Here is a 19,492-nt window from a genome sequence, read left to right as displayed (position 1 = left end):
TGTTTTTCAGTATATTTTCCATAAATGGAGATTTATATGACTAATGAAAGCAATCTATTTTCCAATAATGGAAAACAAAACGATAGACAGCATTCAAATTGGGATGATGTCAGAGTATTTTTAGCGATTGCTCGAGAAGGCACGCTAAGTGCTGCATCTAAAGCATTGAAACTTGGAATTGCAACCACATCTCGGCGTTTAGAACGCCTAGAAGAGGCATTACATGTTCGGCTATTCACTCGAGACCAGCTTGGTTACAAGCTTACCGATGAAGGAAATGCATTAATTTCTCAGGCTGAAGCCTTAGAACAGGCGGGTTATGCATTTGGCAATGCCGCGCGGAGAAAAAGCGAAAGCGTGATGGGCCATGTTTGTTTAGCTACCGCTCAAGGCTTAGCCGATCATCTAATCATCCCTGCTCTGCCTTCACTAACCAACGTGAACCCTAATCTCACAATTGAAATTGTAACTGGGGTGTCGACAGTGAATTTACACAGGCGTGATGCGGATATTGCACTGCGTATGGTTAGGCCTGAACGCGGTAATGTGCGTATTCGTAAATTAGGCACATTGGGGTTTGGCCTTTACGCCTCAGAGAGTTATTTACAGCGTAGACCAAATCCAAACAGATTGAGCTCTCTAGAACAAGATGATTTTATCGGTTGGTCGGAAGCACAGCAGCACCTCCAATCAGCACAATGGTTAGAAAGAACGCTAAGAGGAAGAGCTTGCCGGCTCACTACCAGTACGATGTCAGCACAATTTAGCGCAGTCCAAGCGGGTATTGGCATGGCTGTTTTGCCGCATTTCATTGCCCAAAAGATGGGACTGATTTGCCTACAAGATAATATAGGCTGTGACCAACCTATTTGGCTAGTCATTCACTCTGATCTCGCTCACTCACAAAGGATCAGGGTTGTCGCTGATTTTTTGAATGAGTTGGTTGCAAAGGAACATGAGAGGCTGTTGATGCCATAAGCTCCCTCCACTTTGACACGGGCTGATACCATTATTTAGCCAGCGAATGTTTATAGCGGGATTAAAGCAAAGGGCTAATATCTAATATTTCAATCAATGGGAGGACAGCCAGTATGTTGTTTTTACCTTTAGAATTTGCCAAGATAGCCAGGTAAAAGACTTCAGACCTACCACACAATCAGCGGCTATATTGGCTTATGTCGATTAGCTCTATTCTAAGGATCCTACTATGGCCCCCTTTCATCAATTAGCAGCGACAAGTCTCGGCGGGCAACTTATCTCTATGAAAGACTACGCTGATAAGGTGGTTCTCGTCGTTAATACCGCCAGTCATTGTGGTTTTACACCACAATACAACGGCTTAGAATCACTCTACAAGAAATATGCTCCTCAGGGCTTTGTGGTGCTTGGTTTCCCCTGTAATCAGTTTGGCAAACAAGAACCCGGGAGCGCTGAGAAAATCGCGCAGACCTGCTTTATTAACTACGAAGTGAGCTTTCCAATGTTCGAAAAAGTCGACGTTAATGGGAGCTCAGCTCACCCGATATTCCGTTACCTGAAAAACGAGCTACCAGGTCTAATGGGTGGGCGGATCAAGTGGAACTTTACTAAATTCTTGATCGGGCGTGACGGTAAACCGCTCAAACGCTTCGCACCATTCACTACCCCTGAAAAAATGGAAGCAATAATCCTTTCGGCACTTCAAATTTAAGTGTTCACTAATTTGCTCAATTAAATCGAATGCTATTAAAGACTAAAAAACAAAAAAGCCCACTTTTACATGGGCTTAACTTGTTATTTTGCTAGTCAGTGCCAGCTGATTCTTATTGCGGGATTATTCCCACTCAATAGTCGCAGGTGGTTTGCCGCTGATATCATAAACGACGCGGGAAATACCATCGACTTCATTAATGATGCGGTTTGAAACGCGGCCTAAGAAGTCATAAGGTAAATGTGCCCAATGAGCGGTCATAAAGTCGATGGTTTCAACTGCACGCAGTGAAACAACCCAGTCGTATTTACGGCCATCACCCATGACGCCAACAGAGCGGACAGGTAAGAATACGGTAAATGCTTGGCTAACTTTGTGATATAAATCTGCTTTGTGCAGTTCTTCAATAAAGATAGCATCTGCACGACGTAATAAATCACAGTACTCTTTCTTCACTTCGCCTAATACACGCACCCCTAAGCCTGGGCCTGGGAATGGGTGGCGATACAGCATATCGTACGGGAGGCCTAATTCGAGACCAATTTTACGGACTTCATCTTTAAACAATTCTTTTAATGGCTCAACTAAACCAAGTTTCATGTCATCCGGCAGACCACCTACGTTATGGTGAGACTTGATAACGTGCGCTTTGCCAGTTGCTGATGCTGCTGATTCGATAACGTCTGGGTAAATCGTCCCTTGAGCCAACCATTTAATATTAGGCAGCTTAGATGACTCTTCATCAAATACTTCGATAAATACGTGGCCAATTTTCTTACGTTTAGCTTCTGGATCGCTGATCCCAGCTAATGCATTTAAGAAGCGATCTTCAGCTTTTGCATGGATGATGTTCAGGTCAAATTTACCTGCGAACATTTCCATTACTTGCTCTGCTTCATTTAAACGCAATAAACCGTTATCAACGAACACACAGGTTAAACGCTTACCAATTGCGCGGTTTAATAGCAATGCCGTAACCGATGAATCAACACCACCCGATAATGCGAGCAGTACATGGTCATCACCAATTTGCTCTTTTAAACGCGCTACTGTGTCTTCGATAATTGCCGCTGGTGTCCACAGGGCTTCACATTGGCAAATATCTTTCACAAAACGCGTTAAAATATTCAGGCCTTGGTGAGTGTGAGTCACTTCTGGGTGGAATTGAACACCGTAGAATTTCTTCTCTTCATTTGCCATGATGGCATATGGGCAGCTTGGCGTGCTGGCGATAGTTTTAAAATCAGCAGGGATAGCTGTAACTTTATCACCATGGCTCATCCAGACATCAAGTACTGGCTTGCCAGCTTCGTTCAGAGAGTCATGAATATCACGGAATAATTCACATTGCTCAGTGATTTCGACATTGGCATAACCGAACTCACGTTCACCAGAGACTTCAACTGCACCACCCAACTGCATTGACATGGTTTGCATGCCATAACAAATACCTAATACAGGAACACCTGCATTAAATACGTAATCAGGAGCACGTGGGCTATCTGACTCAGTCGTACTTTCTGGCCCGCCAGAAAGAATAATACCGTTTGGATTGAATCCTCGAATTTGTTCTTCTGTAACGTCCCACGCCCAGAGTTCACAGTAAACGCCAATTTCACGAATACGACGGGCGATCAGCTGTGTATATTGCGAGCCGAAATCAAGAATAAGAATGCGATGTTTATGAATATTTGTTGTCATTTGAGGAGAATTCCAAAAATTCAAGTCAAAAATAAGAATCGGTGACGCAATCAAATGAATGCGCCACCCTGAGAAACTTTATCGATTATTGCCCCAAACGGTAGTTTGGAGATTCTTTCGTGATAGTAACATCATGAACGTGGCTTTCTTGGATACCGGCTCCACTGATGCGAACAAATTCTGCTTTTGTTCTTAATGCATCAATAGTACCACAGCCCGTCAGGCCCATACAGGAGCGTAAGCCCCCCATTTGTTGATGAATGATTTCTTTTAGGCGACCTTTGTATGCTACGCGGCCTTCAATACCTTCTGGCACTAATTTGTCTGCTGCATTATCAGATTGGAAGTAACGATCTGACGAACCTTTAGACATCGCACCCAGTGAGCCCATGCCACGATATGCTTTGTAAGTACGGCCTTGGAATAAAATAGTTTCTCCCGGAGACTCTTCAGTTCCTGCGAACATTGAGCCAACCATCACACAGGCTGCGCCTGCCGCGATAGCTTTAGAGATATCACCTGAGAAGCGAATACCCCCATCCGCGATAACAGGAATACCCGTACCTTCCAGAGCTTCTGCCGCTTCTGCAATAGCCGTAATTTGTGGTACACCCACACCAGTTACGATACGAGTTGTACAAATTGAACCAGGGCCAATACCGACTTTAACGGCGCTAACACCTGCATCAGCCAGCGCTTTCGCCCCTTCCGCGGTTGCTACGTTACCGCCAATGATTTGTAAATCAGGGTATTTTTGGCGGGTTTCACGAATGCGTTGTAATACGCCTTCTGAATGACCATGTGATGAGTCAATTAATAAAACGTCAACGCCAGCAGCCACCAGCGCGTCAACACGCTCTTCATTTCCTGCACCAGCACCAACAGCAGCACCAACACGTAAACGGCCTTGCTCGTCTTTACACGCGTTTGGCTTACGTTCTGCTTTTTGGAAGTCTTTAACAGTGATCATCCCTAACAAATGAAAGTTATCATCGATCACTAAGGCTTTTTCTACACGTTTTTCATGCATTTTTTGTAAAACAATTTCACGTGCTTCGCCTTCTTTCACGGTGACTAAACGTTCTTTTGGCGTCATCACAGCAGTAACAGGCTGGTCTAAATCCGTCACGAAACGAACATCGCGGCCAGTAATAATACCAACTAATGAGTTGTCGCTTGCAACTACTGGATAACCTGCAAAACCATTGCGTTCAGCCATTTCTTGCACTTCACGAATGGTGGTATCAGGCGTTACTGTCACAGGGTCAGTGACGACACCGCTTTCATGCTTTTTCACGCGGCGAACTTCTTCCGCTTGGCGCTCAATAGTCATGTTTTTATGGATGAAACCAATGCCACCTTCTTGTGCTAATGCAATAGCAAGGTCAGATTCAGTGACAGTATCCATGGCTGCAGAAAGCATAGGAATGTTCAGGCGGATGTTTGCAGTCAGTTGAGTTGATAAATCTGCGGTATTCGGTAATACGGTTGAGTGTGCAGGAACGAGTAAAACGTCGTCGAAAGTAAGTGCTTCTTTTTTAATGCGTAACATAGGCAATATCCCACCAGGCAGCGTTATGGAAAGGTATAAAATATTGCCGCGGCATTATACACACCGAAAACGGTTGCTTCCAGCGTTTTTTTGAAAAAAAACTTGATAACTCCTATAACTGCGTTAGTATCTATCGATTAAGTCATTGTTTTAAAATTTGATCTGGCTCACATGTCGACTTCACAAAATAACGCAATTTACTCGGTTAGCAAGCTTAACCAGACTGTTCGAGAACTTCTTGATAACCAAATGGGCCGTATTTGGTTAACCGCTGAAATTTCCAATTTTTCACAACCAAGTTCAGGTCATTGGTACTTAACCTTAAAAGATGACCGGGCTCAAGTGCGTGCGGCAATGTTCCGTGGGCAGAATGCACGTGTCACTTTCCGCCCACAAAATGGCCAGCAAGTTTTAGTTCGAGCGACAGTGACCTTATATGAGCCTCGGGGTGACTACCAATTAATTCTTGAAAGTATGCAGCCAGCCGGTGAGGGCTTACTGCAACAGCGTTTTGAGCTATTAAAACAAACGCTAAGCGCACAAGGCTTATTTGATATTATTCATAAAAAACCGCTACCTAGCCCTGCTAAATCTGTCGGTATCATTACATCAGCAACCGGTGCAGCCCTACATGATATTTTAAATATTTTACGCCGCCGGGACCCTTCTTTGCCTATCATTATCTACCCAACGGCAGTTCAAGGTGAATTGGCACCAGCACAAATTGCTCGAATGATTGAGCTAGCAAATTTGCGTCAAGAATGTGATGTGTTAATTGTCGGTCGCGGTGGGGGCTCCCTTGAAGATTTGTGGGCATTTAATGAAGAAATCGTTGCTAGAGCGATTTTTGCTAGTCAACTGCCTATAATTAGTGCTGTTGGTCATGAAACTGATGTGACGATTGCGGACTATGTAGCGGACATAAGAGCACCAACCCCATCTGCGGCAGCCGAGCTTGTTAGCCGTAACCAGCTAGAAATGCTGCGGCAGTTAAAATCTGCACAGCAACACCTTGAAATGGCAATGGATTATTACGTGGCAGGCCAACAACAAAGATTTGCTCGTTTGCATCACCGTTTACAACAACAGCACCCACAATTACGTTTGGCACGGCAATATAATCAACTTAATTTATTGCAACAAAAGCTAGCACAGTCGATGACTCGGCAACTACAAAATTCGACGGCTAAATTCGAAAGAGTTAATCGCCGTTTGCTACAAAATGATTTGCGTCCTCAGCTGCAAAAACAACAACGTCAGTTGCAGCAAACACAGTATCATTTGCAAAATATGATCACGAGTTTGGTCAATAGCTATCGTCAACGTTTTGCTGTTGCTTGTTCGAAAATGGAAGCGGTCAGCCCATTGGCAACACTTGCTCGCGGCTTTAGTATTAGTGAGACGGCAGAAGGCACCGTGTTGAAAAAAACCAGCCAAGTAAAATTAGGGCAACCACTGAAAACACGCCTTAATGATGGTTGGGTTGAAAGCCAAATTACTCACATTGAGAAAGTTAAAACAAAAATAGTATCGAAGTGATTATTTTAACCACTTATCTCGATTAAAATAACGGGATAAGTGGTTGTGAATTTATATACTGGTTAGAAACGTACCTGCCCACCAATCATATAAGTACGCCCTCTACCCGTTTCGTTATTTCGCCCTCGTTCTTCCATAATTGCCCCCGAATTTGCGCGATTTAATGCATCGGTATAGTTTTTATTCGTCACATTGTTAATAGTCATCATCAATTTAACGTTTTTATTAATTTCATAATCTGCATATACATCAACAATAGTTGGTTGTTTCTCATATTTCTCCGTCATAGCATCACCATTTTGGTCGCCATCGGGTACTGGGCTAATCCGTTTGGAGGGGCCAGTCCATGTAATCGTTGAACCGAGTGTCAGTTTTTCATCAAATAAGCGTACACCTGAGTCTAATGTTAGGTAATAGTCAGGTAATTGAGTGAAATCCCCTGCACTAAATACGGAGGTACTATTAATAGAAACCGGTTGTTTTCCTGACTCTTTGGTATATGAAACCATTGAATAAAATACACCTGCATCATAATTGGCTTGCAACTCATACCCTCGTAAATTCACATCTCTAGGATCATTAACATACATATCTGCACGCTGAAAAATATCTGGGTTTTCTTTATTCCAAACATCATCGTTAATCAAGCACCAATCAAACTCTTCTTGTGAGTTTGCTCGGCACAACATAAATGATTTGCTAGTAATGTAGTCTTTAATATGTGTATGGAACCACAGAGCTTTCATATTGAATTGATCGCCCTCTACAACTAAGTCAGGCTTGAAGCTATTAAACCCAACTTGCCATGTTTTCGACTTTTCCCCTTTTAGGAATGGGTTCATGCTCTGACCACCATTTTGCGAGAAAAAAGCCTCTTGGGAATTAGGTGCACGCATCGAGTGAGCATAACTAACAAAAGGTTGAAACTCAGGAATAATTTGTGCTGATAATAAAACACCAGGGTTAATACCTCTATCCTTGATATTCAATGTACTGGCTTCTTGGGGGAAACATTTTTCGGTTTCATCACACGCAGGTTTATAACCTTTAACTTTATAATTAAGATAATTAAGATCAAATGTAGCGGTATAGATATCATATTTCCCTTCAAATTGGGTATATAAGCTCACGATATCTTGCGTGCCACTCGGTGAAAATGGGTTATATATTTGGGTGTTAGGGTCTTCAACAGGTTGAGATGTTTTTTGGTATTTGGTTTTCATTAATTTCGAACCAACTTGCCATTTATAATCCACATCTCCATAAGAAAAATGACTCGTATTGGATAAATTTATACTATCGGATTTATTTCTAGATATGGCATTTTTAAAGGCTCCACCAATAGGATCACCTTGAAATTTTTGTTCATTATTGCCATGGCTTGCCAGTATTTCTACGTCAATTAATTCATTTAATGGAGTGTATTTATATTTTAGATAATAGTCCTCACTATTAATCTTTCTGCTGGTAAGTTTATTTTGCAAAAAACGCCCACTGAATTCCAATTCATGGCGATCATTAGGTTTATATTTCAACTTTGCCAATTGAGATTGTGGCTTTTGTTTGAATGAGGGATCTGTGGCAAATTCATCACTGTCAAAGCCGTCTCCATTCTTATAACTTCCGGGAATATTATGACCACTAATTGCAATTAAACCACCAAAGTAACCATCATCCTGTAATTGCGTTTTACCCGCAACGGCAACCATTCCGTTATAACCGAGACCATTATCCCCCCAGTTAGCTTTACTACGCAGTCCGTATAAATTGTCGTTAAAAATGACGTCATCAATTCCGATAGTGCGGAAATTCGCACTTCCGGCTAAAGCATTAATGCTATTACTGCCATTCAACTGCCCTTTCTCCACTTCCACTGAGACAATAAAGTTTGGATCAATTAATGAACCAAAATCATTACTCGGCTGCATACCGTGGGTATATTTGCTCGGTGAGATACCATAATAACTTTGTGTAATACCATCAACCATCATATTCACGCGACCAAAACCACTCAGTCCACGAATATTGACGTTAACCGTACCTTGGCTGGCATCCATTTGAGTATAGGTGCCGGGCATGGTGCGAATAATTTTATCCATCGACTGCAATTTATTTTCTGTACCAACCGCACTATAAGCACCTGGTTTTTCTAATGCTTTGACTAATGGGGTTTGTTTCTGCGCACCTGAAACTTTTAATTGGCTAAAATTAACCACACCTTCTTTCTGCTTATTTTGCTGCTGTGTATTTTCAGCCAAAGCGATCCCTTGGTAGCTAGTGGCAATAATGCCAGCTACCATAATTATTGTTTTATTATTCATTAAACCATTCCTGTAAACGTACTGAGTGTCATACGCTCACACCGCTAGCACAGGCCAAATAGTGCCTGTGAAAAGGCTCAGCAACAATGTGATTAATCTTGTTGCTGGCCTAAAATCACCTAAATTTTATAGGTTAATTATTATTTTAAATATGGAAAATATTTGTCTTTATTTTCAAGCATAAGAATAAAGCTATATTCTTGGGCAATATCATCGAGTGCATTAAAACGCCCTGATTTACCGCCATGGCCCGCATTCATATTCGTTTCTAATAATAATAATGAATTACCTTGTTTAATATCTCGCAATTTAGCCACCCATTTTGCAGGTTCCCAGTATTGAACTTGGGAATCATGTAACCCTGTCGTCACTAAAATATGTGGGTAATGTTGTGCTTTGATATTGTCATAAGGGCTATACGCTTTAATTCGCCAGTAATCCTCTTCATTTTCAGGGTTACCCCACTCGTCGTATTCCCCAGTAGTTAGAGGAATTGATGGGTCTAACATTGTGGTTACCACATCTACAAATGGAACAGCGGAAACAACACCCTCGTATAAGTCAGGCGCCATATTCACCACCGCTCCCATTAATAAGCCACCCGCACTGCCCCCCATGGCATACACATGCCCTGCTTTACCATAACCTTCTGATAATAACCCTTTGGTTGCATCAATAAAGTCAGTAAATGTATTCATTTTGTGGATTGTTTTGCCTTGTATGTACCAATTTTTACCTAAGTCACCACCACCACGAATATGTGCAATCGCGTAAACAAAACCGCGATCCAATAAAGACAAACGAGATGAACTAAAAGAAGGGTCTATGCCATATCCATAAGCGCCATAACCATAGACTAACAATGGATTTTGACCATGTTTGAAAAGATCTTTACGGTAAACTAAGGAAACAGGGACTTTTATCCCATCTTGTGCAGTGACCCAAATACGCTCACTTTGGTAATTTTGCTTATTAAAATCTTTAACTTCTTCTTGTTTTAAAAGCTGTTTTTCTTGAGTCAGCATATTAATTTCATATACTGAAGACGGTGTGGTCATTGATGAGTAGCCGTAGCGTAATGTGTCCGTATCAGGCTCAGGGTTATTCCCAATCCACGCCATGTAAGTTGGGTCATCAAAGCTCACTTGGTTTTCTTTATGCGTTAACCAACTGATTTGGCGAATATTTACTAAGCCGTTTTGGCGCTCTTCTACCACTAACCAGTTATTAAATAACGCAAAACCTTCAAGATCAACCCCATCACGTGGTGTAATAAAGCTTACCCACGGCGCTGAAATATTGTCTGCAATATATAAACCAAACAATGGGTGCTGGTGATTAGAACGAATATAGAATTTACCATTGAAATGATCAGGATAGTACTCAACCCCAACTTGACGTGGTTTTAAGATTTTAGCGTCATTTTGTGGCTGATTTGCATCAATTAACCGATATTCAGAAGTTTCAGTACTCGTGATACCTATTAAAATAAAATCTTTTGACGTCGATTTCGCTAAACTAACGTAAAAAGTATCATCCTTTTCTTCATACACCAGTTTGTCTTGAGTTTGCTGTGTACCGTATTGGTGCCTAACCACTTGATAAGGAAGCAATGTTTGCTTGTCTTTATTCACATAGAATAGCGTTTGGTTATCATTAGCCCAAACAATATTCCCTGATGTATTGGTTAATACATTCTCTTGCCACTCGCTCTCATCAATTTTTCGAAATGACACTGCAAATTCATTACGCCCTTGACGATCTTCGGCAATGGCAAGCGTGGTATTATCTGGCGAAATAGCTAACGCGCCCATACGATAATATTCTGTGCCTTCGGCACGTTCATTACCGTCAACTAATACAACCCATTCACCCTGACTATTTACCGGACGTCTTTCATAGATAGAATAATTTTTTCCCGCAACCACTCGTGAGCGGTAAGTATAACCATTATAATTATAGGGAACTGACTCATCGTCCTGCTTCATACGCGAAAATAGTTCATCGTAAATCTCTTTTTTTAACGACTCACCTTTCTCTAATTGTTGCTTTGTATAGTCATTTTCTTGCGTTAGATATTCGATAATTTCTGGAGACTCACGTTGGTCATCTCTTAACCAATAATAGTTATCAACACGGACATCTCCGTGAGTAGTCATTGTATGTGGTTGTTTTTTGGCTATTGGTGCTGACATTCTATCCTCCGCAGCACTGGTTGCTGCATATAAACCAAGTAATGTAATAAGACAAAACTCAGTAAGTTTATTACGCATAATTCATCCAATCTATTTTTCATTAAGAGTAAAATCAATAGGGATACTGACTGTCACCTGCCCGTTGATTAAAATCTCGGTAGGTGGTTCAGGTAAAGGTGCCGCTCTTGATAAAACCTGCAAGGCTTCTCTATCCAACGATCGCGTTCCAGATGAACTCACCAGCTCGCTATCAAGTAAAAAACCTTGTGGGTCAACCGTAAATGTTACTGCTGATTGACCAACTCGCCCTCGCCTTACGGCATCTTCAGGGAAACGCTTGTATTTATTTAATTTACCCAATACTTGTGCTTCCCACAGCCTTTTCGCATTCTCTATCGATTGTGACTGGCTATTAAATTCTGCGGCAATTTTCTGAGTCTGTAATGGCGCTGCTGCATCACTGGTGACAGGGGCATCATTGGCTTTTGAATCAGTCGCTTGTTTTTGTTCAACCACCTGCTTTTCACGCTTTTGTTTTTTTACTTCAGCTATTCGTTTTGTACTCACCGTCTTAGCCACTTGCACTTCTGCCTGCTCATTGATGGCTAATGGTGGGATAATTTTCTCTTCTGATGGAGCCTCATGTGCCTGACTTGCCACCGCTAACTCTTGTAGTTGACCAATGTTAACTTCTGTCAATTGTTCGGCTTGCGACTCTATCGAAATTTCCATCACCACTGATGGTGGAGGCAATAGCTCTTCCCATTGTTGATTATAAGTTACCCATATATAGCCCCCAACCACAGCGACATGAAGAGCAATTGCCAATGCGAACCACCCACTCATCTTCGTCGTTCGCTTTAAATACTCATTTTCAAATGTTGTTATACTCATTTTTATCTTATGTACTTATGTATCTTCACATAAACGCAAATGATAATTAATAACAAATGAAAATGGAAATCATTTCTTAATGAAAATAAAGAATACTTCACAAAATTAACTTTTTTGAAATCATTAGGTTGCTATTATTTAGTCATCATTTAGGGGTATACCAAACAAAATCAGCATGTAAATGGTCTATTTCTTCCCCTCTCTCTGAAATAATTAACACTTTGACTGATTCGTCAGGTGCGAGGTCTTGCACATGTAAAGGTACCCCAATAGCTCTTGTTGCATGGTAGCCACCTGCAAATAAGAGCGCGGGTGTAGGTGCATTTAATAACGACTCTGCCATACGGCGGTCACGCAACTGCTGTATAAAGGTCATTTTTACCACTTGTTCCGCTGTAAGTTCCCCACCATGAGAGCTTTCAATCGTTTTACTGATGAGTTCTTGAACAATAGGCTGAGTCGAATACTGCCCCATTATTGATGATGGGTTAGAGTAGGCGGAAAGCACCTCTTCTTTATCTAGGTTTGCAGAAAGTAATGGATAAGGTGAGCTTAGCAAATGACGGATTAAAGCCCCATACTGTTCCCAAGGCCAACCACTGTTCCATTTTATGGCGGACTGTAACTTTTCGTCACGAATATAAGGATTACTCTGCATCTGTGCCTGTACTCGACTCACACCTTTTTGCTGTGACGGTGTCAGCATTTCGAGTAAAACCGCACCTTGAGGCCGTATTTTTGGCATTTCCTGTACAAGCCATTGCTCAATTTGGTGGTGATAGTGGTTATCATGCTTTTCTCCAACAATCACACGTGGAGATTGAGCAAGCTGCTCAACTAATTGCTGAGGTGTTAAAGACTTACCTGTTGCTAAGTCAATAATTTGGTCGCTTGCTGTTAGCTGGCTATCCAATTGTACGTTTGTTGGCTCAATTTTTTGTGTACAACCAATAAGAAAAAATAACCCAACCATTAAAGTGGCTATTCGAGAGGTCAATCTAATTGAAATCATTATGCTTTCCATCTTATGTAGTCAAGCTCACAAGATACAGATAATGAGAATCATTTTCAACAAAAAGGCTCCTATGAAACCATAGAAGCCTTTAACACAAATTAATTAATATTAACCCTTAGAGTGGATTTGTTTGTGCTTCAACCACTGCCAATGCCACCATATTCACGATACGACGTACCGAAGCAATTGGTGTTAATATATGCACAGGTTTCGCAACCCCCATTAACACTGGCCCGACAGTCACACCATCAGAGCTTGTGACACGCAGTAAATTATAACTAATACGTGCTGCTTCCATATTTGGCATAATTAATAAATTTGCTGAACCTTTTAATGGACTATCAGGCATCACATCTTTACGGATAGATTCAATTAATGCGGCATCCGCATGCATTTCACCATCAATTTCCAAATGTGGGTCACGTGCTTTGATCATCGTTAGCGTATCACGCATTTTTTGTGCAGATGCGCAATCTGAAGAACCAAAGCTAGAACGCGATAACAGAGCCACTTTTGGCTCAATACCAAAGCGTCTTACTGTATCCGCTGCCATTAACGTGATTTCAGTTAGCTCTTCCGGTGAAGGGTCTTCATTGACATAAGTGTCTGCGATAAACGTATTACCCGTTGGTAATAACAATGCATTCATTGCACCTGCTGCATGAACACCCTCGCGGAAACCAAATAAATCTTTAACAACTTCATAGTGTTCGCCATAACTGCCCACCGTACCACAAATCATCCCGTCGGCTTCGCCACGCAACACCATGATCCCACCAATTAAGGTTGGGTTATTAATCACCGCACGGCGCGCCATTTCTTGGGAAATACCACGACGTTTCATGATTTGGTAGTATTCTTGCCAATATTCTTTATAACGCGGGTCGTTTTCGTTATTAACTACTTCAAAATCTTTACCTAACTCAATATGTAGGCCGAGTTTTTGAATACGCATTTCAATCACACTTGGGCGCCCAACTAAAATTGGGAAAGCTAAACCTAAAGACACTAGTTCTTGAGTCGCATGCAATACACGCTCTTCTTCCCCTTCTGCTAATACAATGCGTTTTTTCGCCGTCTTAGCTTGAGAGAAAATAGGTTTCATGAATAAATTTGTTTTATAAACAAATTGATTTAATTTTTCGATATAGGCATCAAAGTCTTCAATTGGACGCGTTGCTACCCCTGAATCCATAGCTGCTTTTGCCACTGCTGGCGCAATTTTCACAATCAAACGCGGGTCAAATGGTTTCGGAATAATATATTCAGGGCCAAAGAATAAATCTTGGTTGCCATACGCAGAAGCCACTTCTTCGCTTTGCTCAGCCAATGCAAGGTCTGCAATGGCATATACACAAGCCAGTTTCATTTCTTCATTAATCGTTGTTGCGCCAACATCTAGCGCACCACGGAAAATGAATGGGAAACATAATACGTTATTAACCTGATTTGGGTAATCAGAACGACCAGTACAGATGATGGCATCAGGGCGAACTTCTTTTGCCAAAGGTGGTAAAATTTCGGGTTCAGGATTAGCCAATGCTAAGATTAGAGGATCTTTTGCCATGGTTTTCACCATTTCTGGCGTTAAAAGACGTGGACCTGAACAGCCTAAGAAAATATCTGCATTAGGAATCGCATCAGCCAAAGTACGTTGGCCGTTATCTTCAATTGCATACGCGGCTTTGGTGACATCCATGCGTTCGTCACGGCCTTTGTAAATCACCCCTTTTGAATCACAAACGGTGATATGTTCGCGTTTCAACCCCAACGCGACTAATAAATTCATACAAGCGATTGATGCCGCCCCTGCGCCAGAAACCACCAGACGCACATCACCAATATCTTTTTTAACAATACGTAAGCCATTGATAACAGCGGCAGTACAGATGATTGCGGTACCGTGTTGGTCATCATGGAATACAGGGATTTTCATCCGCTCACGAAGTTTTTGTTCAATATAAAAGCATTCTGGTGCTTTGATATCTTCTAAATTAATACCGCCAAAAGTCGGCTCAAGAGACGCAATGATATCAACTAACTTGTCTGGGTCTGTTTCATCAACTTCAATATCAAAGACATCAACACCAGAAAACTTTTTAAATAGTACACCTTTTCCTTCCATGACAGGTTTACCAGCTAAAGCACCGATATTACCTAACCCAAGGACAGCCGTACCATTAGACACGACCCCGACAAGGTTACCTTTAGCGGTGTAACGATAAGCTTTAAGTGGGTCATCTGCAATTTCAAGACATGGCACTGCAACACCTGGTGAGTATGCTAATGCGAGATCTCTCTGGGTTGTTAGTGGTTTAGTTGGGGTAACCGTAATTTTCCCAGGATGTGGAAACTCATGAAAATCAAGAGCACTTTGTTTTAATTTGTCATCCATCGTCAAGTCCTTTCAAAATAAGTAAGGTAAGAGCGATAACAGTATAAACACATCTCCCTAGCAAATCATGATCATACTGGCAATTTCCAGAAAAATCTTTCAGTTACAATAGAGTTAGGTCACCGTTAGAGTAAAACGTAATCACATTGATTATATTTTACTATATCGAAACACCTCTCTAATTTTTAAGATATTAACTAAAAATAATTTATTATTAGTTTTATGAGGTTAATATATATAAAAAATTAATCACATTATGAACCCTATCTTAAATACCTTCTCCGTTTAATATTGATTTAAATATTAGATATGAATTTTCTAATTTTAATGTATTATCAACAAGTATCTTATTGTTATTAGCGAGGGATATAATATATTAAGCAAAGAAGTAACATTAAGAATTCCCCATACTGATTTTACAATTATTAATACTCCAATTAAATATAATAAATATATCAAAATTAAACTGTCTATTTTATGGAAAGTATCAAACTAGACCTTGAATTTTAAGACATGAAAAAGGAACCCTCTATGTCTAAATATACCGTAATGATTGTTGATGAGCACCCTCTTATACGCTTGGGATTGCGACAGCTCATAAATACCGATACGCACTTTATTGTCACAGCAGAGTCCTCTTGTTGTTACGAGGCCTTAAGCATTGCAAGGCAGCTACAGCCTAATCTAATTATTATAGATACCAATATTCAAGGTATTAAAACATTTGAAACGATACGATTACTTCGTAAGCACTGCAATAATAGCTACTTATTAGTGTTATCTGCTTCAACAATTAAAACAGATATATATGGCGCTATTGATGCAGGAGCACAAGGGTATTTATTAAAAAGCAGTGAGCTTGACATGTTATTTTATAGTATGAAGAAAGCCTCTAGAGGGCAATTAGTTTTCAGTGAAAAAATATATCAGCATCTTATTTCTCGTCATAATTATAATGACCCACTCTCATCACTGACACGGCGAGAATCTGAAATTTTACATGAAATGGCTGTAGGTTTAAAAAACCGTGAAATATCTAACTTACTTTTTATTTCTGAAGAAACGGTTAAAGTTCACATTAGAAATATTCTTAAAAAATTACGTGTTCGCTCTCGTCTTGAAGCTAGCTTAATTTATATGCGTTCAAGATAATTTTTTCTAATTATATTAATTAACAAAGCTAAATTACGAATAATTTAATTATAAGTTTATTATATATTTCTCACATTTGGGCTAGATCCTAAGCGATTTTTGCCTCATTATGTATGGATTATCGCTAGTTTTTTGAGGAAAATCATATGCCCAATACATCTAACTCTCCTTATATCATGTACGGAATTAAAAACTGTGACACCATTAAAAAAGCACGCCGTTACTTAGAAGACAATGGAGTTAACTATCAGTTTCATGATTATCGTGTTGATGGTATTAGCGATGAATTACTTTCTACCTTTATGGAACATATTGATTGGGAAGTGTTAGTAAATAAACGAGGAACAACTTGGCGTAAACTGACTGATGATGAAAAAAATGCAGTGGTTGACTCAAATAGCGCGAAAAAAGTGCTAATTGCAGAGCCCGCCATGGTCAAAAGACCCGTACTTGTTTCTCCAGATAACCGTTACTTAGTTGGGTTTAGCGCAAATGACTACCAAAACTTCATTCGATAATCAGGCGGTTATGATGGATTGCCCAGTTATTCAACTTGCCAAAGAACTGATCTCACGCCCTTCTATCAGCCCTGATGACCAAGGTTGCCAAGCGATACTGACTGAGCGTTTAAACCAACTCGGTTTTACCGTTGAACCAATGCATTTTGGTAACACATTAAATTTTTGGGCACATCGAGGTACTCAAGGTCCAACCCTCGCATTTGCAGGCCATACCGATGTCGTACCAGCAGGCAATAGTGAAAATTGGCAAACACCCCCTTTTAACCCGACAATTATCAATCAACATTTGTATGGCCGCGGTGCTGCTGATATGAAAGGCTCAGTCGCAGCAATGGTTGTCGCCGCAGAGCGCTTTGTCAAAAAGCACCCTCAGCATCAAGGGCGTTTGGCCTTTTTAATCACATCAGATGAAGAAGCCGATGCGCTAGATGGCACGGTCAAAGTGGTCGAAACATTGATGGCACGTAATGAACGCGTTGATTACTGTTTAGTCGGTGAGCCTTCAAGCCAATCTCATTTAGGCGACATCATAAAAAATGGCCGTAGAGGCTCTATTACGGCAAATCTTACCATTATGGGAACCCAGGGGCATGTTGCCTATCCTCATTTAGCGGATAACCCGGTACATCGAGCAACTGCTTTTTTGCAAGAACTCACATCAACTATTTGGGATAACGGCAACGAATTCTTCCCTGCCACCACTATGCAGATTGCCAATATTCATGGTGGTACAGGGGCAAGTAATGTGATCCCTGGTGAGTTATTTGTTCAATTTAATTTTCGTTTTAGCACCGAATTAACCGACACACAAATACGTGACAGGGTCACTAGCATGCTAGAACGCCATGGCTTAACATATAAAATAGAGTGGTCATTATCTGGGCAACCATTTTTAACTGAAAAACAAGAACTTGTCACTGCAACTTTGCAAGCAATTCATGAATTAACTGGTCTTAATGCAGAGTTATCCACAAGCGGTGGAACCTCCGATGGCCGTTTTATCGCCCAAATGGGGACTCAAGTTATTGAGCTCGGTCCACTGAATGCCACCATACATAAAGTTGACGAATGCGTTAGCGTCAAAGACTTGCAACAGCTGGCCTTAATTTATGAACGGGTCATGGAGTTATTGTTATTATGATCACTATTGCCATGTTAACAGGCCGCTCAACTGACCATTTAGTGACACTTGGCGGTTCTCATCGCCTACAGTTCAATGCCACCAAAGCATTTTTAGCCATGCAACAAGCGGCTGTAAAGTCAGGGTTCAAGTTACAATCGGCAAGTGCATTTCGTGATTTTTCACGTCAACAGTTAATTTGGAATGAAAAATTTACCGGTCTCCGCCCTGTTCTTGATGCACAAAGCCAACCTTTAGATATTACAACGCTTTCTGAAGGCGAGCTTTGTGAAGCTATTTTACATTGGTCAGCATTACCCGGTGCAAGCCGCCACCATTGGGGAACCGAAATAGATGTTTATGACCCATTACGTATTCCTTCAGGGCAAACGTTACAGTTAGAGCCTTGGGAATATGAAACTGACGGCTATTTTGCTGAACTGAACCACTGGCTGACGGATAACATGGCGACATTTGATTTTTATCGCCCTTTCACTGCAAAAAATGCAGGGGTTGCCTATGAACCTTGGCATATTAGCTACTGGCCTTTATCCCATGAAGCTGAACAGCTTTTAACGCCAGAAGTCATTAAACAAGTTCTCCTACAAGAGGATATTTGCGGAAAAAACTGGCTAAACAGTAACTTAGATTATGTATTCGAACGCTATATTAAAGCTCCTGAATAATTTCTAAGCTAACAGAGCAACTTCTATCACGCCTCATAGATTACGCTACATAATTTATGGGGCTTTTTTCTTTTTCGTGGCAATTTGTTCATCAACAACTGGAAGCCGATACATAAAAATAAGCAGCCAACACAACAGTGCCAATAAACCAATTTTTAACCATAAATAGCTAACAACCCAGATTGATAGTGAAAAAGTGAGTATTATCAATATGATTGCTTTTGGTTTTGCCCCTTTCGGTAGCCCTTTATGCTTTTGCCAGTGACGGATATATCCCCCAAACCAAGAGCGATATAATAACCAATGGTGAAAGCGTGGAGATGAACGAGAAAAACACCATGCCGCTAATAACAAGAAAGGCGTAGTCGGCAAAACAGGAAGAATAACGCCAGCAAAAGCCAGCGCAACAGCTAACCATCCAATAACAATGAGGAACAATTTTTTCAAAATTACTCCCCCTCCCTAAAAAATAAATCAAATGGTAAAAGCCGCATAAAATCTGTGGTAACTCATAATAATATCAATGGTATACTCTAATGGTAAACACGCTTAATGAAAAGTCGCTTTTGCCGATTGGAATGATTATTGTTCCCATAGCTTTCTTTCTCAGGAATCTTTGAGGTTTCAATGATAGATATTTATTTTTCTTTATATCATTTAGTTTCGATGAAAAGATGCAAAAAAACACAATAGAGGCATACACTAGTATGT

The 19,492-nt window shown here is 40.8% G+C and carries 15 protein-coding genes; 7 read left to right on the top strand and 8 right to left on the bottom strand.

Features of this window, described 5'->3' with window-relative positions; translation table 11 throughout:
* The first annotated feature begins 36 nt into the window (after positions 1–36).
* On the top strand, positions 37–978 hold the full coding sequence (locus tag PSF31_RS19390; RefSeq protein WP_096863908.1) for a LysR family transcriptional regulator: 942 nt from the start codon (positions 37–39) through the stop codon (positions 976–978).
* 229 nt (positions 979–1,207) lie between these two features.
* A complete protein-coding gene (locus PSF31_RS19385; protein WP_096863907.1) occupies positions 1,208–1,690 on the top strand; it encodes a glutathione peroxidase in 483 nt (160 codons plus the stop codon).
* 123 nt (positions 1,691–1,813) lie between these two features.
* On the opposite strand, the gene guaA is transcribed toward PSF31_RS19385, so the two are convergent.
* On the bottom strand, positions 1,814–3,391 hold the full coding sequence (gene guaA, locus PSF31_RS19380) for a glutamine-hydrolyzing GMP synthase (protein WP_096863906.1): 1,578 nt from the start codon (positions 3,389–3,391) through the stop codon (positions 1,814–1,816).
* Between the two features lie 85 nt (positions 3,392–3,476).
* Positions 3,477–4,943, bottom strand: a complete 1,467-nt coding sequence (guaB, locus tag PSF31_RS19375; RefSeq protein ID WP_096863905.1) for an IMP dehydrogenase — start codon at positions 4,941–4,943, stop codon at positions 3,477–3,479.
* Positions 4,944–5,114: 171 nt separating this feature from the next.
* On the opposite strand from guaB, the gene xseA reads away from it, so the two are divergent.
* Positions 5,115–6,482, top strand: a complete 1,368-nt coding sequence (gene xseA, locus PSF31_RS19370; RefSeq protein WP_096863904.1) for an exodeoxyribonuclease VII large subunit — start codon at positions 5,115–5,117, stop codon at positions 6,480–6,482.
* Between the two features lie 62 nt (positions 6,483–6,544).
* On the opposite strand, the gene PSF31_RS19365 is transcribed toward xseA, so the two are convergent.
* The 5 genes from PSF31_RS19365 to maeB form a co-directional block, all read right to left on the bottom strand.
* Positions 6,545–8,803: a TonB-dependent receptor domain-containing protein gene (locus PSF31_RS19365; protein WP_096863903.1), complete on the bottom strand. Its 2,259-nt coding sequence runs from the start codon at positions 8,801–8,803 to the stop codon at positions 6,545–6,547.
* A gap of 140 nt (positions 8,804–8,943) precedes the next feature.
* A complete protein-coding gene (locus tag PSF31_RS19360; RefSeq protein ID WP_096863902.1) occupies positions 8,944–11,076 on the bottom strand; it encodes a S9 family peptidase in 2,133 nt (710 codons plus the stop codon).
* Positions 11,077–11,088: 12 nt separating this feature from the next.
* Positions 11,089–11,892 (bottom strand): energy transducer TonB, encoded by an 804-nt coding sequence (locus PSF31_RS19355; RefSeq protein ID WP_094960493.1) that lies wholly within the window; start codon positions 11,890–11,892, stop codon positions 11,089–11,091.
* Positions 11,893–12,037: 145 nt separating this feature from the next.
* Positions 12,038–12,904, bottom strand: coding sequence for a ChaN family lipoprotein (locus tag PSF31_RS19350; RefSeq protein WP_232062963.1), 867 nt, complete (start codon positions 12,902–12,904; stop codon positions 12,038–12,040).
* Between the two features lie 118 nt (positions 12,905–13,022).
* A complete protein-coding gene (gene maeB / locus PSF31_RS19345) occupies positions 13,023–15,302 on the bottom strand; it encodes an NADP-dependent oxaloacetate-decarboxylating malate dehydrogenase (protein ID WP_004253593.1) in 2,280 nt (759 codons plus the stop codon).
* Between the two features lie 531 nt (positions 15,303–15,833).
* Here maeB and PSF31_RS19340 point away from each other — a divergent pair.
* The 4 genes from PSF31_RS19340 to PSF31_RS19325 all read left to right on the top strand — a co-directional run bounded on the left by PSF31_RS19340 (position 15,834) and on the right by PSF31_RS19325 (position 18,781).
* Positions 15,834–16,454: a LuxR C-terminal-related transcriptional regulator gene (locus PSF31_RS19340; RefSeq protein ID WP_036957668.1), complete on the top strand. Its 621-nt coding sequence runs from the start codon at positions 15,834–15,836 to the stop codon at positions 16,452–16,454.
* Between the two features lie 146 nt (positions 16,455–16,600).
* Positions 16,601–16,972 carry an ArsC family reductase gene (locus PSF31_RS19335; RefSeq protein WP_036957666.1) on the top strand — a complete coding sequence of 124 codons (372 nt, stop codon included), beginning with the start codon at positions 16,601–16,603 and terminating at the stop codon, positions 16,970–16,972.
* Positions 16,973–16,985: 13 nt separating this feature from the next.
* Positions 16,986–18,116, top strand: coding sequence for a succinyl-diaminopimelate desuccinylase (gene dapE / locus PSF31_RS19330; RefSeq protein WP_094960623.1), 1,131 nt, complete (start codon positions 16,986–16,988; stop codon positions 18,114–18,116).
* Positions 18,113–18,781, top strand: coding sequence for a M15 family metallopeptidase (locus PSF31_RS19325; protein ID WP_096863901.1), 669 nt, complete (start codon positions 18,113–18,115; stop codon positions 18,779–18,781). Before dapE ends, PSF31_RS19325 begins: the two co-directional genes overlap by 4 nt.
* Before the next feature lie 54 nt (positions 18,782–18,835).
* Here the strand turns inward: PSF31_RS19325 and PSF31_RS19320 are convergent, their stop codons facing one another.
* A complete protein-coding gene (locus PSF31_RS19320) occupies positions 18,836–19,228 on the bottom strand; it encodes a DUF454 family protein (RefSeq protein ID WP_004253588.1) in 393 nt (130 codons plus the stop codon).
* Between the last annotated feature and the right edge of the window lie 264 nt (positions 19,229–19,492).

It is taken from the genome of Providencia sp. PROV156 (assembly GCF_028480905.1).
Lineage (GTDB): Bacteria > Pseudomonadota > Gammaproteobacteria > Enterobacterales > Enterobacteriaceae > Providencia > Providencia hangzhouensis.
This window is presented reverse-complemented; position numbering and strand designations above follow the sequence as displayed.